General features: G+C 71.4%; 21 protein-coding genes. 12 read left to right on the top strand and 9 right to left on the bottom strand.

The annotated features are described in order from the left end of the window. Positions 1-171: 171 nt before the first annotated feature. Positions 172-1170 carry a LacI family DNA-binding transcriptional regulator gene (locus tag CRP27_RS16925; protein ID WP_255257636.1) on the bottom strand — a complete coding sequence of 333 codons (999 nt, stop codon included), beginning with the start codon at positions 1168-1170 and terminating at the stop codon, positions 172-174. A gap of 187 nt (positions 1171-1357) precedes the next feature. Here CRP27_RS16925 and CRP27_RS16920 point away from each other — a divergent pair, with 187 nt between their 5' ends. Genes CRP27_RS16920 through CRP27_RS16905 form a run of 4 tightly spaced genes read left to right on the top strand, consistent with a single transcriptional unit; the run spans position 1358 to position 5606 of the window. Next, entirely contained in the window at positions 1358-2353 is a 996-nt protein-coding gene (locus CRP27_RS16920; RefSeq protein ID WP_097181777.1) for a nucleoside hydrolase, read from the top strand. Between the two features lie 5 nt (positions 2354-2358). Then, on the top strand, positions 2359-3768 hold the full coding sequence (locus tag CRP27_RS16915) for an MFS transporter (protein WP_097181776.1): 1410 nt from the start codon (positions 2359-2361) through the stop codon (positions 3766-3768). After that, positions 3765-4622, top strand: coding sequence for a ribokinase (locus CRP27_RS16910; protein WP_097181775.1), 858 nt, complete (start codon positions 3765-3767; stop codon positions 4620-4622). The genes CRP27_RS16915 and CRP27_RS16910 overlap by 4 nt, the downstream gene beginning before the upstream one ends. Positions 4623-4670: 48 nt before the next feature. Continuing rightward, entirely contained in the window at positions 4671-5606 is a 936-nt protein-coding gene (locus tag CRP27_RS16905) for an exopolyphosphatase (protein ID WP_097181774.1), read from the top strand. Here the strand turns inward: CRP27_RS16905 and CRP27_RS16900 are convergent. After that, positions 5603-6184, bottom strand: coding sequence for an antibiotic biosynthesis monooxygenase (locus tag CRP27_RS16900; protein WP_255257635.1), 582 nt, complete (start codon positions 6182-6184; stop codon positions 5603-5605). The two genes, CRP27_RS16905 and CRP27_RS16900, sit on opposite strands and share 4 nt — an antisense overlap. 94 nt (positions 6185-6278) lie before the next feature. On the opposite strand from CRP27_RS16900, the gene CRP27_RS16895 reads away from it, so the two are divergent. Continuing rightward, entirely contained in the window at positions 6279-6758 is a 480-nt protein-coding gene (locus CRP27_RS16895; RefSeq protein ID WP_097181772.1) for a DUF6328 family protein, read from the top strand. On the opposite strand, the gene CRP27_RS16890 is transcribed toward CRP27_RS16895, so the two are convergent. Next, a complete protein-coding gene (locus tag CRP27_RS16890; RefSeq protein ID WP_097181771.1) occupies positions 6755-7732 on the bottom strand; it encodes a Ku protein in 978 nt (325 codons plus the stop codon). The genes CRP27_RS16895 and CRP27_RS16890 overlap by 4 nt on opposite strands. Before the next feature lie 62 nt (positions 7733-7794). Between CRP27_RS16890 and CRP27_RS16885 the strand changes: the two genes are divergently transcribed. The 6 genes from CRP27_RS16885 (at position 7795) to CRP27_RS16865 (ending at position 13158) form a co-directional block, all read left to right on the top strand. Next, a complete protein-coding gene (locus CRP27_RS16885) occupies positions 7795-8685 on the top strand; it encodes an SDR family oxidoreductase (RefSeq protein WP_079237892.1) in 891 nt (296 codons plus the stop codon). After that, positions 8682-11201 (top strand): ATP-dependent DNA ligase, encoded by a 2520-nt coding sequence (locus CRP27_RS16880; RefSeq protein WP_097181770.1) that lies wholly within the window; start codon positions 8682-8684, stop codon positions 11199-11201. Before CRP27_RS16885 ends, CRP27_RS16880 begins: the two co-directional genes overlap by 4 nt. A 135-nt stretch (positions 11202-11336) precedes the next feature. After that, positions 11337-11489 (top strand): hypothetical protein, encoded by a 153-nt coding sequence (locus CRP27_RS18325; RefSeq protein ID WP_158521878.1) that lies wholly within the window; start codon positions 11337-11339, stop codon positions 11487-11489. Between the two features lie 225 nt (positions 11490-11714). Beyond that, entirely contained in the window at positions 11715-12275 is a 561-nt protein-coding gene (locus CRP27_RS16875; protein ID WP_369680023.1) for an RNA polymerase sigma factor, read from the top strand. Then, positions 12272-12832 carry a hypothetical protein gene (locus CRP27_RS16870; protein WP_141399802.1) on the top strand — a complete coding sequence of 187 codons (561 nt, stop codon included), beginning with the start codon at positions 12272-12274 and terminating at the stop codon, positions 12830-12832. Before CRP27_RS16875 ends, CRP27_RS16870 begins: the two co-directional genes overlap by 4 nt. Then, complete coding sequence (locus CRP27_RS16865; protein WP_097181768.1) at positions 12829-13158, top strand: hypothetical protein; 330 nt, start codon at positions 12829-12831, stop codon at positions 13156-13158. The genes CRP27_RS16870 and CRP27_RS16865 overlap by 4 nt, the downstream gene beginning before the upstream one ends. Before the next feature lie 39 nt (positions 13159-13197). Here CRP27_RS16865 and CRP27_RS18320 read toward each other — a convergent pair whose 3' ends face one another. The 6 genes from CRP27_RS18320 to CRP27_RS16840 all read right to left on the bottom strand — a co-directional run bounded on the left by CRP27_RS18320 (position 13198) and on the right by CRP27_RS16840 (position 18276). Continuing rightward, the gene (locus tag CRP27_RS18320; RefSeq protein ID WP_176505659.1) at positions 13198-13374 is read right to left on the bottom strand and encodes a hypothetical protein; all 177 of its coding nucleotides are present in this window, start codon (positions 13372-13374) and stop codon (positions 13198-13200) included. A 10-nt stretch (positions 13375-13384) separates the two neighbouring features. Next, positions 13385-14347, bottom strand: a complete 963-nt coding sequence (locus tag CRP27_RS16860) for a sugar phosphate isomerase/epimerase (protein ID WP_176505658.1) — start codon at positions 14345-14347, stop codon at positions 13385-13387. Positions 14348-14518: 171 nt separating this feature from the next. Continuing rightward, entirely contained in the window at positions 14519-15202 is a 684-nt protein-coding gene (locus tag CRP27_RS16855; protein ID WP_097181766.1) for a fumarylacetoacetate hydrolase family protein, read from the bottom strand. A 33-nt stretch (positions 15203-15235) separates the two neighbouring features. Next, a complete protein-coding gene (locus CRP27_RS16850; protein WP_141399801.1) occupies positions 15236-15439 on the bottom strand; it encodes a hypothetical protein in 204 nt (67 codons plus the stop codon). Then, positions 15432-15776 (bottom strand): hypothetical protein, encoded by a 345-nt coding sequence (locus CRP27_RS16845; protein WP_097181764.1) that lies wholly within the window; start codon positions 15774-15776, stop codon positions 15432-15434. The genes CRP27_RS16850 and CRP27_RS16845 overlap by 8 nt, the downstream gene beginning before the upstream one ends. Positions 15777-15870: 94 nt before the next feature. Then, positions 15871-18276, bottom strand: a complete 2406-nt coding sequence (locus CRP27_RS16840; RefSeq protein WP_097181763.1) for a phosphoketolase — start codon at positions 18274-18276, stop codon at positions 15871-15873. A 212-nt stretch (positions 18277-18488) separates the two neighbouring features. On the opposite strand from CRP27_RS16840, the gene CRP27_RS16835 reads away from it, so the two are divergent. After that, positions 18489-19169 (top strand): hypothetical protein, encoded by a 681-nt coding sequence (locus tag CRP27_RS16835; protein WP_079237901.1) that lies wholly within the window; start codon positions 18489-18491, stop codon positions 19167-19169. Positions 19170-19211 lie beyond the last annotated feature (42 nt).

Genomic DNA, 19211 nt, shown 5'->3' with positions numbered 1-19211 from the left:
CCAGGCCGCCATCGCCGACGTCTACGGCCCCTTTCACGCAAAAGCGACAGTCTTCCGTCAGATCCCGGCGGGCATCTGTCGCTGTGCCGGGACAGCCGCCGACCGGTGGCGGTACGTCGTCGCTTTCGCAGCAGGAACCGCCGCCAGGCGCGGGGCGCCGGGGGCCGGGCGCTACGCGCCCGTGCTCGCGCGGCGCACGAGCCGCGCGGGCAGCGCCGCTGCCTCGGGCGCGGTGCCGTCGAGCGTCGCGAGCAACCGGAGCGCAGCGGCCCGGCCGAGGTCCGCGCCCGGGAGCGCGACGCTCGTCAGGGCCGGCGCGGTGACCGAGGACGACGGCAGGTCGTCGAAGCCCGCGACCGCGAGTTCGCCGGGGACCGCGATGCCGAGCTGTCCGGCGACCCGGAGCACCCCGTACGCGAGCGTGTCCGCGGCCGCCACGACCGCGGTGACGTCGTCGTCCTGCCACGCCTCGAGGACGTGCTCGGTCGCCGACGCCGCGGCGTCCACCGTGAGGTCGGCCCGGGCGGTGACCTCGGAGACCGCGATGCCGACCGCGGCGCACTCCTGCTCGAAGAGCTCCCGGCGGACGCCGAACGTCGCCGCCCGTGAGGTCCCGTCGAGGTAGCCGACCCGCCGGTGCCCGCGCTCGTGCAGGTGCGCGACGAGTTCGTGCACGCCGGGGGAGAGGTCGTAGTTCACGGCCTCCTCGCCGCCGGGGGCGTCGAGCAGCACCACGGGCACGGTGGCGGTCATGGCCTCGCCGGCGGCCGGGGCGTCGACGAGGATCCCCGCCGGCCGGAGTCGTTCGAAGCGTCGGACGTCCGCGGCCACGGGCTGCGCGCCGCGCTCGGTCACGGAGAGCACGAGCTGGAAGCGGTCGCCGACGGTGTCCCGGACGCCACGGATGACCTCGGCGAAGAACGGGTTCGACAGGTCCGGCGCGATGAGGACGACCAGGTCGCCGGAGCCCCGCGCCAGGGAGCTCGCCGCGTGGTCGACGACGTACCCGAGGGCGTCGACGGCGTCGCGCACCCGGGTGGCGATCGGCTCGGAGACCCGGCCGCGCTCCTTGCCGTTCACGACGAGGGAGACGGTGGCGATGCTCGTGCCGGCACGCTCGGCCACCATCGCCGCGGTCACACGGCGACCGGGAGCGGCGGAGGATGGCACCCGACGATGCTACCGACCGGCGGTGCGCGAGGTCGGGCGCCGCGTCAGAGCAGGCCGACCGACTTGACGTCAAGCGCTTGACGTGTTCTGATGTCAAACGCTTGACGTGCCGCGGGAGCTGATCCTCCGCCGCGGATCCCCACCACGTCGGGCCCAGACCTCATCCCCGAAGAAGTGGAGCACGCCAGTGCCCGAGAAGATCATCCTCGACTGCGACCCCGGGCACGACGACGCCGTCGCCATCCTGCTGGCCCACGGCAACCCGGACATCGAGCTCCTCGCCGTGACGACCGTCGTCGGGAACCAGACGCTCCCGAAGGTCACCCGCAACGCCCTCGCCGTCGCCCGCATCGCGGGGATCGCCGGCGTGCCGTTCGCCGCCGGCGCCGACCGTCCGCTGCTGCGCGAGATCGAGGTCGCGCCGGACATCCACGGCGAGAGCGGCCTCGACGGGCCGACGCTGCCGGAGCCGTCGTTCGAGCTGGACGAGCGGCACGCGGTCGACCTCATCATCGAGACCGTCATGGCGCACGAGCCCGGCACCGTCACCCTGGTGCCGACCGGCGGCCTGACGAACATCGCCCTCGCGGCCCGCAAGGAACCCCGCATCGTCGAGCGCGTCAAGCAGGTCGTGCTCATGGGCGGTGGCGTGCACGTCGGCAACTGGAGCCCGGTCGCCGAGTTCAACATCGTCATCGACCCCGAGGCCGCCTCGATCGTCTTCGACGCGGGCTGGGACGTCGTCATGGTCGGCCTCGACCTGACGCACCAGGCGCTCGCCACCCCGGAGGTCGCCGCGCGCATCGCCGCCGTCGGCACCGGCCCCGCCGCGTTCGTCGGCGAGCTGCTCGACTTCTTCGGCCAGACCTACAAGGACGCCCAGGGCTTCGACTCCCCGCCCGTGCACGACCCCTGCGCCGTCGCGTACGTCATCGACCCGACGGTCGTCCGTGCCGTGAAGGTCCCGATCCACATCGAGACGCAGGGCTCCCTGACCCTCGGCATGACCGTCGCCGACTTCCGCGCGCCCGCGCCGGAGGACTGCCGCACGAGCGCCGCGATGGAGCTCGACCACGGCCGGTTCTGGGACCTCGTCGTCGACGCCCTGGAGCGCATCGGCGAGACCCCGGACACCGGTTGGACCCCTCGGACCGCAGCCATCACGACCACCACGGAGCACTGACCCCCATGACCACCACGTCGACGAAGAAGTCGATCGGCGCCCTCACCGCCGCGCTCCTCGCAGCCTGCATCGCGTTCCAGCTCAACGCGAGCATGCTCAGCCCCGCCCTGGTCACGATGGCCCGCGAGCTGCACACCGACGACGCCACGATCGGTCTGTCGCAGACGCTGTTCTTCACCCTGGCCGCGCTGTTCTCGCTGTTCCTGCCGCGTCTGTCCGACATCGTCGGTCGCAAGCGCGTCCTGCTCGGCATGCTCGCGGTGATGCTCGTCGGCAGCGTCGTCGCCGCCCTCGCGGTCAACGTGCCGATGCTCTTCGTCGGCCGCATGATCCAGGGCGTGACCGGTCCGGTCGTGCCGATCGGGCTGCTCATCCTCCGCAACGAGATCGCCGACCCGAAGCGCTACGGTGCCGCGCTCGGCCTGCTCACCGCGGTGAACGGCGGCATCGCCGGCGTCGACGCCCTGGCAGGTGGCTGGATCGCGACGCACTTCGGGTTCCGCGGCATCTTCTGGGTCATCGCGATCGTCACGGTCGTCGCTGCGGTCATGGTCGCGGCCTGGGGCGTCGAGTCGAAGCCGTCGGCCGGCACCCGGATGGACTGGTGGGGCGTGCTCCCGCTCGTCATCAGCGTCGGCGCACTGCTCACCGCGTTCAACGAGGCGGGCAAGCTCGCGGCCGCGAACTGGGGACTCGTGGTCGGTGGGATCGTCCTCGCGCTCGTGGCCTTCGGCGTCTTCTGGGCGGTCGAGTCGCGGGTGCGCGAGCCCCTCGTCGAGACGCGGTTCCTCAAGCGCCGTGCGACCTGGGCGCTCCTCGTCACGACCCTGCTCACGATGACGGGTGTGTTCGCCGTCGTGAACGGCCTCGTCACGAGCCTCGCGCAGAACCAGGACGCGGGCTTCGGCATGGAGGCCGACCTCGCCTCGCTCGCGTTCCTCACCCCGTACGCGCTGGTCGGCTGGATCGTCGGACCGTTCGCCGGCCGGCTCGCGCCGACGCTCGGCTACCGGGCGGTGCTGCGCGTCGGGCTCGTCGGCAGCATCGTCGCGACCGTGGTCATGGCGCTCGTCGGCGTCCACTCGCTGCCGGTGCTCATCGCGGCGACCGTCCTCATCGGCATCACCTACGCCGGCATCGCGAACATCATCCTGAACGGCCTCGGCATCGTGCTCTCCCCTGAGTCGAACCCCGGCTTCCTGCCCGGCCTCAACGCCGGTGCGTTCAACCTGGGTGCCGGCATCAGCTTCGCCGTCCTGCCGGCCCTGCAGATCGCGCTCGGGACCGGCGGGTCCGCGGGCACCGCCGGCTACTCCGGTGGGATGCTGCTCGGTGCCGTGATCACCTGCGCGGCACTCGCCACGTCCTTCCTCATCCCGCGCCCGGCCTCGGCCGAGACAGGAGCCGCCGCATGACCGGCATCGTCGTCGTGGGGAGCCTCAACGCGGACCTGGTGGTCCGCACGGAGCGCTTCCCGAAGCCCGGTGAGACCCTCCAGGGGTCCGACCTCGCCATCCTGCCGGGGGGCAAGTCCGCCAACCAGGCGGTGGCCGCCGGGAGGCTCGGGGGCACGGTGCGCATGATCGGTGCGGTCGGCGACGACGGGAACGGTGCACTGCTCCGCGACTCCGTCGCGGCGGCGGGTGTCGACACGACGCACGTCGCCGTCCGGCAGGGAACGGCCACCGGCACCGCCGTCATCACGGTCGACGGCGCGGGGGAGAACACCATCGTGATCTCCGCCGGCGCGAACGGCACGCTGACGCCCTCGGACGTGCCGTCGGACGCCTTCGAGGACGCGGGCGTCCTGGGCCTCTGCCTCGAGGTCTCGATCGACGTCGTCCTCGCCGCCGCCCGGGCCGCTCGTGCCGCCGGCGTCACGGTGTTGACGAACCTGTCCCCGTTCGGTGCCGTGCCGGCCGAGCTCCTCGAGCTGACCGACGTCCTGCTGGTGAACGAGCACGAGGCCGCCGAGCTCGGGGACCACGGTGTCCAGCGGTCGATCGTGACCCGGGGTGGCGCGGGCTGCACCGTGCACGACGGCGACGACGAGCCGGTGTCGGTCGACGCCGTCCGGGTCGAGCCGGTCGACACCACGGGCTGCGGCGACGCGTTCATGGGCGCTGTCGCGCTGCGGCTGGCTGCGGGGGACGCCCTCGTCGACGCTGCACGCTTCGCCGTCGGCGTCGGGGCGTACGCCGCGACGAAGGCGGGCGCACAGGCGTCGTACCCGACCACCGCGGAACTGGAGTCGTTCCTGGCCGCGTGATCCTGCCTCCCGTCCGTCACGGAGCCAGCGCGCCGGTATTCTGCATGCATGCGCGTGGGAGTCCTCGACATCGGGTCCAACACCGGCCACCTCCTGGTGGTCGACGCCCACGGCGGTGCGGCGCCGCTGCCGGCGTCGTCGTTCAAGCAGCCCCTCCGGCTCGCCGAGCACCTCGACGACGCCGGTGCGGTGACGGCAGCGGGCGTCGAGGCACTGACCGCGTTCGTCGCCGACGCCGTCCGCGTCGCCGAGGAACGCGGGTGCGAGGACATGCTCGCGTTCGCGACTTCAGCGGTGCGGGACGCGGTGAACTCCGAGGCCGTCCTGGCCCACGTGGAGTCGGCCACCGGTGTCGAGCTCGCCGTGCTGTCCGGCGGCGACGAAGCGCGCCTGACGTTCCTCGCCGTCCGGCGGTGGTTCGGCTGGTCGGCCGGGCGACTGGCCGTGTTCGACATCGGTGGCGGCTCGCTCGAGATCGCCGGCGGTGGCGACGAGGCCCCCGACGTGGCGTGGTCGATGCCGATCGGTGCCGCCCGGCTCGCCCGCACGTACTTCGCCGCCGGGACCCCCACCGAGGACGACGTCCGGCGGATCCGCCACGAGATCCGGGTCGAGATCGCCCGCGACGCGGGACTCCTCCTGCGCACCGGCCGGCCGGACCGTGCGGTCGCGACGTCGAAGACCTTCCGGTCGATCGCGCGGATCTGCGGTGCCGCGCCGTCGGGTGCCGGGCCGCTCGTGCCGCGCGCCCTCGACGGGGACGTGCTCCGGGCGACGCTGCCGTCGCTGCTCACGATGTCGGTGGCCGAACTCGCGGAGCTACCCGGGGTGTCGCCGAGCCGGGCGCACCAGGTCGTCCCGGGAGCGCTCGTCGCCGAGGCGTGCCTGGACATCTTCGACCTGCCCGCGCTGGAGATCTGCCCGTGGGCGCTCCGCGAGGGCGTGATCCTGGAGCGGCTCGACCAGTTGAGCGTGCTGGGCTAGCCGTTCCTCGGCGGGGCGAGCAGCCACGGGCGGATCATCCGGGTGACGAACGGCAGCACCCAGAAGGTCATGATCGGCGTGAGCACGAGCGTCGTCACGAGCACCCGGGGCAGCACGGGCAGGTGTCCGAACGCCGGGACGAGCCAGCCGACCAGGTACGTGAACGCCAGGTTCACCGGGAAGAACCCCAACCAGATGCTCACCGCCTGCTTCCACCGCGGGGGAGCGCTCGATGCCGGGGCATCGGCCGGGGCGTCGAACCAGCCCTCGATCCCGGTGCGCTTCTCGACGCGGGACTCCACCACGAGGTCGCGGCCGAGGTCGAGCCAGCGCAGCCGATCGTCGGAGTTCTCCCACGTGGCGAGGGAGTCGTGGTCGGCGAACCGGTACAGCATGTGCCACTCACGGCTCGTCGCGTGCGAGCGCACCCACCCCGAGCCGAGGAAGCCCGGGTAGCGGTTCGCGAGGTTCACGCCGGACTGCACCCACCGGGTGACGTCGGGGATGCGTTCGGGTTCGACCAGGCGGGTGATGGACACGGTGACGGGCGGGCCATCGGTCGCGGGTGGCGACGACAAGGCCCCAGGCTCTTCTGGAGTCATGTGTCCAGTGTCCCGGACCGGTGTTTCCGGCTCGTGTCGCGATCGGCCCGACGGCGGTAGTTTCGGGGGCGTGAGTGAGACCGAACGCGGCCGGCACGAGACGCCGACGGAACGGTGGGACCGGAACTGGGCGGACATCCAGCAGGAGCTCCGCATCGTGCAGACGGGCACCCAGATCCTCGCAGGGTTCCTGCTCACCCTGCCGTTCCAGCAGCGCTTCGCGTCGCTGAGTGCCCGACAGGAGACGATCTACCTCGTCCTGGTCGTGCTGGCCGTCCTCGTGACCGTGGTGGCGCTGTCGGCGGTGGCCTCGCACCGACTCGTGTTCCGCCAGCGGCAGAAGCACGACCTGGTCCGGGTGGGGAACGCCATCCTGATCGCCGCCCTGATCGCGAGCGCGCTGCTGTTCGCCGGGACCGTGCTGTTCGTCTTCGACGTGGTGATCGGCGACCTCGGCGGACTCGTGGGCGGCATCGTCGTGTTCGTCGGGACCGCGCTGCTCTGGGTGTCGATCCCGCTCGCGCTCCGGCGGACCCGCAAGGACGGTTAGCTGGCCTTCTTCTTCGCCGCGGGCTTCTTCGCCGGGGTCTTCCGCGTCGTCGACGAGGTCGACTTCGCGGCGGGTTTCTTCGCCGGTGCCTTCTTGGCGGGCGCCTTCTTCGGTGACTCGTCGGCCGTGGACTCGTTCTTCGCGGAACCGGACCCGCTGCGGGAACGCGACCCCGTGCCTCCAGACCGCTTCTTGTCCACGGACGCCCGCAGGGCGGCCATCAGGTCGATGACGTCGCCGCCCTCGCCCTCGTCCTCCTCGTCCGACTGCTCACCGAACGTCTTCTCGGTGTCGATGTCGTCGCCGGCCTCGAGCTTCGCGTCGATGAGCTGCTGCAGCTCCGCCTGGTACGAGTCCGTGTATCGGTCGGGGTCGAAATCGGTGGACATGCTGTCGACGAGCGACGACGACATCTTCAGCTCGGTCGGGCTGACCTTCACCGACGTGTCGAGCGCCTTGAAGTCAGCGGCGCGCACCTCGTCGCCCCAGAGCAGACCCTGCAGGAGGATGACCTCGTCGTTCACCCGGAGGACGCCGAGGCGGGTCTTCTGGCGCAGGGTGAACTGCACGATCGCCAGCCGGTCGGTCTTCGCCAGCGTCTCGCGCAGCAGCACGTACGCCTTCGGGGAGCGGGAGTCGGGCTCGAGGTAGTACGACTTCTCGAACATCATCGGGTCGACCTGCTCGACCGGCACGAACTCGAGGACCTCGATCTCGTGGGACTGCTCCTCGGGGAGCTTCTTGAAGTCGTCCGCCGTCAGCACCACGGTCTTGTCGCCGTCGTCGTAGGCGCGCTGGATGTCGGCGTACTCGACCTCGTGGCCGAACTCGCACACGCGCTTGTACCGGATGCGGCCCTTGTCCTCGTCGTGGACCTGGTGGAGCGAGACGTCGTGGGTCTCGGTGGCCGCGTAGACCTTGATGGGCACGTTGACGAGCCCGAACGCGATGGAGCCCTTCCAGATCGACCTCATGGGGCCATGATGCCCGTGCGCAGCCGGGAACGCCCGAGACTGTCAGCGAGCACGATGGGCCCATGAGCCAGCTCGACAAGCAGGACCCGCGCTCGCAGTTCCCGCGCCCACCCTTCCCCGCGCAGACGCAGCAGGGGTCCGGGCTGGCGAGCGCGATGGACCCGGAGCCCGACCACGGGGAGACGTCGTACCTCGGAACGGGGCGCATGCCCGGGTACCGCGTGCTCGTCACCGGAGCCGATTCGGGGATCGGGCGTGCGGCGGCGATCGCGATGGCGAAGGAGGGCGCGGACGTCGCCCTGAACGCCCTGCCCGAGGAGCGCGACGACCTGGAGGCCGTCCGGGACGTCGTGGGCGACCTCGGCCGGAAGGCCGTGCTGCTCCCCGGCGACCTGACCGACGAGGGCTTCTGCGAGACGCTCGTCCGCGACGCCGTGAGCGAGCTCGGCGGCCTCGACGCCCTGGTGCTCGTCGCGGGCCACCAGCAGGTGCACGAGGACGTCACCGAGCAGTCGACCGAGGACTTCGACCGCACGATGAAGGTCAACCTGTACTCGCTCTTCTGGCTGGTCCGGGCGGCCGTCCCGCACATGGCCCCCGGCAGTGCGATCGTGACGACGAGCTCGGTGTCGGCGTACCAACCGCAGGACCGCATGATCGACTACGCGGCGACGAAGGCCGCGATCATCACCTACACGAACGGGCTCGCCCGGCAGCTCGCGGCGAAGGGCATCCGCGCGAACACCGTCGTGCCGGGTCCGGTGTGGACCCCGCTCCAACCGATCAGCTACCCGGGCGACGAGATCGCCGCCTACGGCCAGGACACCCCGTTCGGTCGGCCGGCACAGCCCGTCGAGCTCGGCGGCGCGTACGTCTACCTGGCCGGTCCGGAGTCCTCCTACACCTCGGGCACGACACTCACGGTGGCCGGTGCGACCGGGGTGGCGCTGTGAGCCCGACCGCACGCAAGACCGTGGTCCTGGTCGGGGACCGCCGCCTGGCGCTGACCAACACCGACAAGGTCCTCTACCCGGCGACCGGGACCACCAAGGGTCGGGTGATCGAGTACTACGAGCGGGTGGCGCCGTGGATGATCCCGCACGTGAAGGACCGTCCGGTGACCCGGAAGCGGTGGGCGAACGGCGTGGACGGCAAGGTGTTCTTCGAGAAGAACCTGCCGGACTCCGCTCCCGACTGGGTCCGGCACCACACCATCCACCACTCCGAGCACGACAACGAGTACCCGATCGTCGACGACCTGCCGACGCTGGTGTGGATGGCGCAGCAGGCCGCGCTCGAGCTGCACGTGCCGCAGTGGCGGTTCGGCCCCCGCGGCGGCCAGCAGAACCCCGACCGGCTCGTGCTCGACCTCGACCCCGGGGACGGCGTCGGCCTGCCGGAGTGCGTCGAGGTGGCCGTCGCGGCACGGGAGCTCCTGCACGGCATGGGGCTGGACCCCTACCCGGTGACCTCCGGGTCGAAGGGCATCCACCTCTACGCCGCACTGGACGGCCGCGCGACCACGGCGCACGTCTCCGACGTGGCGCACGAGCTCGCGAAGGCGCTCGAGCAGGACATGCCGGACCTCGTGCTGTCGTCGATGAGCCGCGCCGAACGGACGGGCAAGGTCTTCGTCGACTGGTCGCAGAACAACGGCAACAAGACGACGATCGCCCCGTACTCGCTGCGCGGCCGTGACCGGCCGACGGTCGCGGCGCCCCGCACCTGGAAGGAACTCGAGGAACGCGGGTTGGCCCAGCTCACGCTGGACGAGGTGCTGGAACGCCTGGAGGCACGGGGGGACTTCCTGCACCCGGTCGCGTCCGCCTCGTTGGCGGTCGGGCGCGACGACCACGGCCACTGGGACAGCGACCGGACCCAGCAGGCGAACGAAGCCGAACAACCCGGTCGTGACCGGCTGGCCGCCTACCGCGCGAAGCGCGACGCGTCCCGGACGCCGGAGCCCGTCCCCGAGGGCGCGCCGACGGTGCGGAAGGACGACACCCCGACGTTCGTGATCCAGGAGCACCACGCGACCCGGGACCACTACGACTTCCGCCTGGAGCACGACGGCGTCCTGGTCAGCTGGGCGCTGCCGAAGGGTGAACCGACCGACCCGGGCAAGAACCACCTCGCCGTGCAGACCGAGGACCACCCGCTCGAGTACGGCGCCTTCGAGGGCACGATCCCGAAGGACGAGTACGGCGGCGGAACCGTCACGATCTGGGACGACGGCACCTACGAGCTCGAGAAGTGGCGGGAGGGCGAGGAGGTCATCGTCACCCTGCACGGTCGCACCGGCGGCGCTCGCCGCCTGGCGCTCCTGCACACCCGTGGTCGTGGTCGCGGCCGTGACGGCGACGAGAAGAACTGGCTCATCCACCGCACGAAGGACCAGCCGGACCGCCTGGCGGACGGCGGCCGACCGGCTGCGCCGAGCCGCGCCTCCCGGCCCGGTCCCGCGCACGACGGGCAGGGGCGCATCGACCGGGCCGCCGACTCGGGGACCGCGCCGGCGGACCGCCGGACCATGCAGGCATCGCTCGCGAAGGGCGAGCCGACCCTCGACCCGGCGGACTGGGCGTTCGAGATGAAGTGGGACGGGATCCGCGCCCTCGCGACCGTCCGTGACGGTGCGGTGACACTCCGCAGCCGCAACGACAACGACCTGACGGCGCAGTACCCCGAGCTGCAGGAACTCGGCGACCGAGCCGGTGTGGACGGCGTGTTCGACGGTGAGATCGTGGCACTCGACGACCGGGGACGCCCGTCGTTCCAGCTGCTCCAGAACCGCATGGGGCTGACGCGGAAGCGGGAGGTCGACGCCGCCCGCGAGTCCACGCCCGTCCGCCTGCTGCTGTTCGACGTGCTCGAGGCGGACGGGCACGAGCTGACACGGCTCGGCTACGACGCTCGGCGGCAGGCCCTCGAGACCGTCGTCGAACCCGGTGGCGCGATCGACGTCCCGCCGGCGTACCAAGGGGACCTGGCCCGCGCGATGTCCGACTCGGCCGAGCGGGGGCTCGAGGGGGTCGTCGCGAAGAAGCGGTCGTCGAAGTACGCCGAGGGACGACGCTCGGAAGCGTGGCTCAAGCTGAAGCACCACGCCACGCAGGAGGTGGTCGTCGGTGGGTGGAAGCCCGGCAGTGGCCGGCGCGCAGGTGGCGTCGGCTCCCTGCTGCTCGGGGTGCCGGGGCCCGACGGGCTGGAGTACATCGGGAAGGTCGGGACGGGGTTCCGCGACCGGGACCTCGACGAGATCGGCACCGTGCTCGACGCACTGGAACGGAAGACCTCGCCGTTCGTCGACGTCCCACGACCCGATGCACGCGACGCGCGCTGGGTCACGCCGAAGCGCGTCGGCGAGGTCGAGTTCGCCGAGTGGACGTCGGACGGTCGGCTGCGGCAGCCGTCCTGGCGCGGATGGCGGGTGGACAAGGACCCGTCGGACGTCGTCCGGGACACCTGAGCATGCGTCCGCATGGGGTCAGCCCGCGGCGAACTTCCGTCCCCCGTTCGGCCCTCGACCGGGGGACGATTGCGCCCTGATCGCCTGGTATTCCGTCACGGGCTGTTACGTTCACCGGGACGAAAGGGCGCGAGCATGAGCGCGAGCAAGTACCTGCCCCCGTTCACCGCGGAGGAACGAGTCACGGTCGCGGGGGACCGGTCAGCGAGGACACCGGTCGATCCGGGCGCGCTGTCGGAGTCCGAGGTCACGTACGCGGACTTCCTCGGCGACGAGGTCGACGAGTAGCGGAACGCGCGACCGTGGGGGAAGGCGACCCGTGCGCCGGATCAGGGAACGCACGGGCCGCCGTCGAAGCGCCGTGACCGACCGTTCAGGGATGGCCGGCCACGACGCGCTTTCGCACCAGGCGCGCGGAGCGCACCTGGTAGGCACGTATGTATGACGTGACGAACGCGCCGTTCGTCACGTCCCATCCCGAAATGCCCGATCCGAACCAGCACCGAGGAGTCGATCCTGAGCGACGCTGACGCCCTGGCGTCCCTGTCGGACGCCTCCCTGGTCGAACGCAGCGCGGACGGCGACACCGTCGCGTTCGGTGTGCTCATCCGTCGGTACGGTCCGCACATGCGTGCCTACGCCGCACGGATCCTCGGGCACGGCGACGGCGAGGCCGACGACGCCGTGCAGGAGGCAGCGCTGCAGGCGTGGCAGCGCATCGACCGCGTGGACGATCCCGACCGGGTGCGGAACTGGCTGTTCCGGATCGCCGCCAACAAGGCGCTCGACCGTCTCCGGCGTCGTCACCCCCACCTCGACCTGGAGGCAGTGGCCGAGTCCGTCGACGACCGTCCGGTCGACGACGTGGTGAGCGCACGGCTGCAGGTCCAGGAACTCGCGCGTATCGTGCAGGCTCTCCCGGACGGCCCGCGCGCGGTGTGGGTGATGCGGGAGATCGGTGGGGCGTCGTACGCCGAGATCGCCGAGGCGACGGGGATGCCGCAGGCGACGGTTCGCGGGGTGCTCGCCCGGACACGGCGTCGTGTCCTGGAACAGATGGAGGGGTGGCGATGACCGACGACGAACGCTTCGGCGCCTTCACCCTCGAAGAGCTGTCCGACTACCTCGACTCGCACCGGACGCCCGTCCGCCCGGACATCGAGGACGACCCCGAGGCCACGGTTGCCCTCCGCCGGCTCGAACGGCTCCGGACCGCGTCGCGGGACCTGCTCGACGCCGAAGCCGTCGGCACGGACGACGGCTGGATCGCGAGCGTGCTCACGTCCATCCGGACCACGGCGCATGCTGGACGGGACATCCCGGTGCCCGACGACGACCCCGCTTCGACGCTCGTCGTGACCGAGGGCGCACTGCGGGCACTCGTCCGGGCACTCGGCGACGACGTCCCTGGCGTGACCGTCCGGCGGACCCGCTTCACCGGCGACGTCGAGGTGCCGGGCGGCCAGGTCGACGTCGAGGTGTCGATCGCGGTGACCGCCGACGGGCCGGTGCACCTGCGCGCCGAGGCCCTCCGTGAACTCGTGGCCGTGGCCTTCTCCGCGCACGCCCCCTTCACGGTGCGCTCGCTCACCGTCCGGGTGGCGGACCTGATCGACGGAGGACGACCATGAGCGACGACGTGCGGAGTGTCTCGCGCGGCCTGACCGAGGTGGTGCTCGGCGTGCCTGGCGTGCGATCGGTCGTACCGCCAGGGCCGAAGCTCGCGACGCTCGTGCGGGACATCCGGTCCGTGCTGGACCTGCCTCGGGACGGCGGAGCAGTGCTCGTGCAGGACCGGGCGGACGGCGCACGGATCCGGGTGGTCGTGACCACGGACCGCCGGACGCCCACGATCGCACTCGTCCGCGCTGTGCGGGATGCCGTCGTGGTTGCGGCCACTGACGCGTTGGGTCGACACCCGGCAGCCGTCACCGTGCGCGTCGTCGAGATCGACTGACGGTACGAGGCGCGGTCAGGAGACCGGCACGCTGCGCGGTCAGGGGGCCGGCGCGGGACCGTCCGTCGGTTCGGCGTCGTCGGCGACCGGCAGGTCCTCGTCGACCAGCTCGTCCTCCTCGGGCTCGCTCACCGCTGCTGCTGCGGCCTTCGCTTCGTCGATGGACTCCTGCGAACGGCGGAGCAGGTCGTCGTCGTGTGCTGCGTGGTCGGTCATGCGGCCGAGGCTACGCGGGCGTCCCTGTGTCGGCATCGCGCCGCGGGCTGGTCTGCGGTCGTGGCGTCGGCGGCTCGAAGTCGACCGCGGACGTCGGAGCGGGCGTGGTCGGCATCGCCGGTGCCGCCGGTGTGCCGTAGGCGTCCGCGGCGTCGAGCACCGCGCGGGTGGCCGCAGCGGCGGTGCGGAGGGCGTCCCCGAGCGGCATCGCACGGTGCGCTGCCGTCCGGACCTCGACGCCCCAGGGCTCGTCGTACCCGAGGTCGCGCACGGTCCGGATGAACCCGGGGATGTCCCACGCGCCGGCACCCGGGAGGTGCCGGGCCTCGCGGGACTCCTCGGCGAGCGTCATGCCCGCCGGGGTGTGCAGCAAGCCGTCGCTCAGCTCGACCGCCGCGAGCGTCGCCGGAGCGACACCCTGCCGGATGGACGCGAGCGTCGAGCCGCCGCGCAGCGCGTGCATCGCGTCGACGAGGAGTCCGCCGTTCGGGTGCCCGGCCGAGGCGACGAACCGTGAGGCCCGCTCCACCGTCGGCAGGTTCGACCACGGCTCCGGTTCGAGGACGAGCTGTGCGCCGACCTTCGCGGCCTGTCCGGCGAGGTCGTTCCAGTCGTCGACCATCGCGGTCGGCGAGATGCCCGGGAGCGTGGTGTCGGCGCGGACGACGACCTGCCAGGCGCTCAGGGTCGCAGCGGCCTCGAGCACGACGCCGCGATCGGCGTCCTGCCCGGCGGTGCGTCCCGAGCAGGTCCACCACTGTTCGAGCGGTCCGAGCTGGACCCAGACGATGCCGGCTCCGTCGAGGATCCGGCGGAGTTCTGCGAACCCGGTGGTCGCCCGCACCTCGTGCAGGTCACCGAGCGTGAGCGAGAGTCCTGCGAACCCGGCGGCACCGACGGCGCGGATGCGCTCCGCGATCGGCTCGGTGCCCGCCCATGTCCAGGACGTCGCGAGCAGGTCGTGTTCCTGCACGGCGTCACCTCCGTAGTCCGGACACGCTCGACGCCCCGTCACGAACGACGTGTCCCGTGTGTGGAGACGCCGCGCACCCCGCAGCGGCGTCGACACATTGCTACTCGCCGGTGCTGCGAGCGCTCCCAGGCCCCCGACACACGCGCGAAACGGCCGTGCGATGCGGTGCCGTCAGACGATGCGGGTGCGGACCGACCCGACGCCGGCGATCGAGCCCTGCAGGACGTCGCCGCGCTCCAGGACCCCGACCCCCTCGGGAGTCCCGGTCATCAGCAGGTCCCCCGGAGCGAGCGCCACGAAGCGGGAGAGCTCGGCGACGGTCTCGGCCACCGACCAGATCTGGTCGGCGAGGTCGCCGGACTGTCGGAGCTCGCCGTTCACCCGGAGGTCGATCGCCCCCGCAGTCGGGTCGACGTCCGCCGCCGGCACGATGACACCGACCGGGGCCGACGCATCGAACCCCTTCGCGGTGTCCCACGGCCGTCCGAGCCGCTTCGCCTCGGCCTGGAGGTCGCGGCGGGTGAGGTCGAGGCCGACGGTGTAGCCCCACACGTGCCCGAGCGCGTCCTCGACGGCGATGTCCGCGCCGCCGGTCCCGATCGCCACGACGAGTTCGACCTCGTGCTCGAGCCGTTCCGTCACGCTCGGGTACGGGGTGTCGGCACCGTCGACCACGACCGCGTCGGCCGGCTTCGTGAAGAAGAACGGCGGCTCGCGGTCCGGGTCGTGCCCCATCTCCCGCGCGTGTGCCGCGTAGTTCCGTCCGACGCAGAACACCCGTCGTACCGGGAACCGCCCACCGGTCGAGGTCGGGACGGTCGGGAGGGCGGGGGCCGGGATGACGAGGTCGCTCACCGGTCCAGCGTGGCACTCCGGCGAGACTGCCGCTCAGCCCTCGCTGATCGAGGCCTCCCACCGCAGCTTGCGGGCGCGAGCCCGTTCCTCGCGTTCCCGCCACTCGATCCGGGCTCGTCGCAGTCGCTCGTCGTCACCGCGAGCGCGGGCGAGCGGACCGTAGTGGGTGCTCGCGAGGAGTCGGGGCACGGCCACCTCCATCCCGTCCAGCCACTGCTTGAACTCGGTGTCACTCATCGTCGAGATCATGTCGATCCGCCTCCTCCGTTCGGTCCGGGTCGAGGGTCTTCAATGTCTGGTCGACCCTCGCGAAGACCCACGTGTCGTCTTCAGTCGTCCAGTCACGCGTCACCAGTGCCGAGGCCATGATCGCCGCGGCACGCCGCATGGACGAGTCGTTCGAGGTCGCCCGCTCGGCAACCCATGACCAACGCTGCCACCACATGTCGCGGTGCCCCAAGAACTCTGTATTCCTTCGCCCGGCTCTGCCGTCCACAACGCTCGCGATCAACGCACCGACCGCGACGAACGCGCTCGAGACCGACACGAATGCACTGATCACTCCGACGTCCATGCAGACCACCGTGACGCACGAGGACCGGCCACGCGCGATGCGTGACCGGTCCTGTGGAAGGTGATCCGTGCCTCCAGTCTGTGGAGGACCGACGTCAGTCGCCCACCGGCCACCCCGAGAACTCCCACCCTCCGACCGACGGGTGGTCCTCGCCCTTCGAGTACGCGTACGCCCGCGCCGCGGTCCGCGCATCGGTCAGCCGAGCGAGCAGATCCGAGTGCGCCGCGGCGTCCACCCGCGTCAGTGCATCGTGCGCGAGCGCGAACCGGTCCATCTCGTTCCGCATCAGCATGTCGAACGGCGTCGTCGTGGTGCCCCGCTCGAGGAACCCGTGCACGTGCAGGTCGTCGTGTCCGTGCCGACGGTACGTCAGCTGGTGGACGAGCGACGGGTACCCGTGGAACGCGAAGACGGTCGGCGTGCCGGGCAGGAACGTCTCGTCGTAGCGGTCGTCGCTGATCGGGTGCTCGTGCTTCCCCGGGTCGCCGAGGGACAGCAGGTCGACGACGTTCACGACGCGGACGCCGACCGACGGCGCGTGCCGCCGGATGATGTCCGCTGCAGCGACGGCCTCGACGGTGGGGACGTCCCCGGCGCAGGCGAGCACGACGTCGACGCGTCCGACGGACTGCTCCGTGCCGGCCCACTCCCAGACGCCCAGGCCTGCAGCCACGTGCTCGACCGCGTCGGGCAGCGACAGGAAGACCGGCTCCGGGTGCTTGCCGGCGACGATGACCTCGATGCGGTCGGTCGTCTCCATCGCGTGCGCGGCCACGGCGAGCAGGGTGTTCGCGTCCGCCGGCAGCTTGATCCGGACGAGGTCCTGCTGCTTGGAGGCGACGACGTCGAGGAACCCGGGGTCCTGGTGCGAGAACCCGTTGTGGTCCTGCCGCCAGACGTGCGACGACAGCAGGATCGACAGGTTCGAGACGGGGGCGCGCCAGTCGATGTCGGTCGACGACTCCAGCCACTTCGCGTACTGCCCGACCATCGAGTCGATGATGTGCGCGAACGCCTCGTAGGTGTTGAGGACGCCGTGGCGTCCGCTCAGCACGTAGCCCTCGAGCATCCCCTCCAGCAGGTGCTCGGACAGCACCTCGGTGACCCGCCCGTGTGCACCGAGGTGCTCGTCGCCGACGGCACGCTGGGCCCGCCAGACGCGTGAGGTGACGTCGAACACGGCGTCCAGCTTGTTCGAGATCGTCTCGTCGGGCCCGAACAGACGGAACGTCGAGCCGTTCCGCTCGACGAGCGCGGCGAGCCACGGGCCGAGTGTCCCGGTGGCGCTCGCCGGGGTGCCGACGGGGACGCCGAACTCCTCGAGGCCTGGCCGGTCGAGTGCGGTGCGGAGCCGTCCGCCGTTCGCGTGCGGGGTCGCGCTCATCCGGAGGTCACCGGTCGGACGGATCGAGGTGAGGATGCCGATCGGCTGTCCGTCGTCGTCGAAGAGCTCCTCGGGACGGTACGACCGCATCCACTCCTCGAGCTGCCGGCGGTGCTCGTCGTCCTCGCGCACGGCGGGCAGGGGGACCTGGTGGGCGCGGAACGTGCCCTCCACCTGCTGCCCGTCGACCTCCTTCGGCCCGGTCCAGCCCTTCGGCGTGCGCAGCACGATCATCGGCCAGCGGGGGCGGAGCTCGGCGGCGCCGGCGGGTTGGCCGGCGGCCGCGCGCTGGGCCTGGGCACGTGCCGCGGCCTGGATGTCGTCGATCGTGGCGAGTGCACGCCGGAGGGCGCCGTCGAACAGGGCGTGCACCGCGAAGGGGTCGTCGTCGACCCGGGCGGAGTCGACCACGATCGGCTCGTACCCGAGGCCGCGGAAGTACGCGTGCAGGTCGTCGTGCGGGATCCGTGCGAGGACGGTCGGGTTCGCGATCTTCCACCCGTTGAGGTTGAGGATCGGCAGCACGGCACCGTCCGACACCGGGTCGAGGAACGTGTGCGCCTGCCAGGACCCGGCGAGCGGACCGGTCTCGGCCTCGCCGTCGCCGACGACGCACGCGACGACGAGGTCCGGGTTGTCCAACGCTGCGCCGTACGCGTGGGCGAGGGAGTAGCCGAGCTCACCGCCCTCGTTGATCGATCCTGGCGTCTCCGGTGCCGCGTGCGAGGGGATGCCCCCGGGGAAGGAGAACTGCTTGAAGAACTGCCGCAACCCCGCCTGGTCGGGTGTGATCGACGGGTACAGCTCGCCCCACGTACCGTCGAGCAGCGCGTTCGCGTTCATGGCCGGGCCGCCGTGGCCCGGTCCGCAGATGTACAGCAGCTGCCGGTCGGTCTCGGCGATGAGCGCGTTGCAGTGCGCGTAGATGAGGTTGAGCGCCGGCGAGGTGCCCCAGTGCCCGAGGAGTCGGGGCTTGACGTCCTCGGGTGTGATCGAGCGGTCGAGCAGTGGGTTGTCGAGCAGGTAGATCTGTCCGACCGTCAGGTAGTTCGCGGCGCGCCACCAGGCGTCGATCGCGCGGATCCGGTCGGTGCTCGAGGTGGGGGTGGGAGCCATGCACCCACGGTACGGAGGGGGCGTCCGGCGAATCCCAGAAAATCTTCCAAACCGATTCCGAGGGGGTGCCGAATGAGTGTCACAAGGGCAAATGCCCAGGGCGCTCTCCGGTCGTACTCGGCCGGGCTGTAGCTGACTCACAGCAAGCCGCCGCACAGGAGCGGACGGCTCGGCCACCGGCCGGAGCGCCCAGCACAGCAAAGGACAGACCAATGCGCAAGAGCCTCAAGACCTCGATCACCCTCGCCACCACCGGTGCGCTCGTGCTCGGTGGTGCCGCGTTCGGCATCTCCTCCGCCCAGGCGTCCACGCCGACGGTGCACACTGTTTCCTCCAGCTCGTCGAAGATCCCGGCTCCGGTCGCTTCGGTGCCGGAGGTCCTCGGTGGCAACACGGCCGTCGCCCTGGACTCGGGCTTCACCGACGCGTTGACGGCGCTGAAGCTGACCCCGGGTGTGTCCGGCAACGCCAAGCTCGCGGACGGGTCGGTGTCGTTCCCGATCACGTCGGGTTCGGTGACGTACTGGTCGCCGGACGGCAAGTACCGTCCGTATGTGCAGGGTCTGCTGAACCACGACGACTCGGGGCTGACCCTGTCGGCTGGTGACACGACGGTGACGCTGGAGAACTTCGTGGTGAACCCGGGTTCGTCCAAGCTCTACGGTGACGTGCTGGTCAACGGCAAGGTCGCGGTTGCGAACGCGTACCTGTTCTCGCTGCACGGTGGCACGCTCAAGCCGCTGCAGCTCGAGGGTGACAACGCGATCCTGACCGGTACCACGGTGCACGTCTCGGGTGACGCGGCGAAGCTGCTCAACAGCACCTTCAAGACTGACGCCGTCAAGAGCGGCCTCCTCGTCGGCACCGCAACCATCACCGCCAAGATCAAGTAGGACCGATCCACTCGACGGCCCCGTCCCGGCACCCGCCGGGGC

The sequence above is a fragment of the Curtobacterium sp. 314Chir4.1 genome (genome assembly GCF_900215175.1).
Lineage (GTDB): Bacteria > Actinomycetota > Actinomycetes > Actinomycetales > Microbacteriaceae > Curtobacterium > Curtobacterium pusillum_A.
Note: the sequence above shows the minus strand (reverse complement) of the source record. Positions and strands in the feature narration are given on the sequence as shown.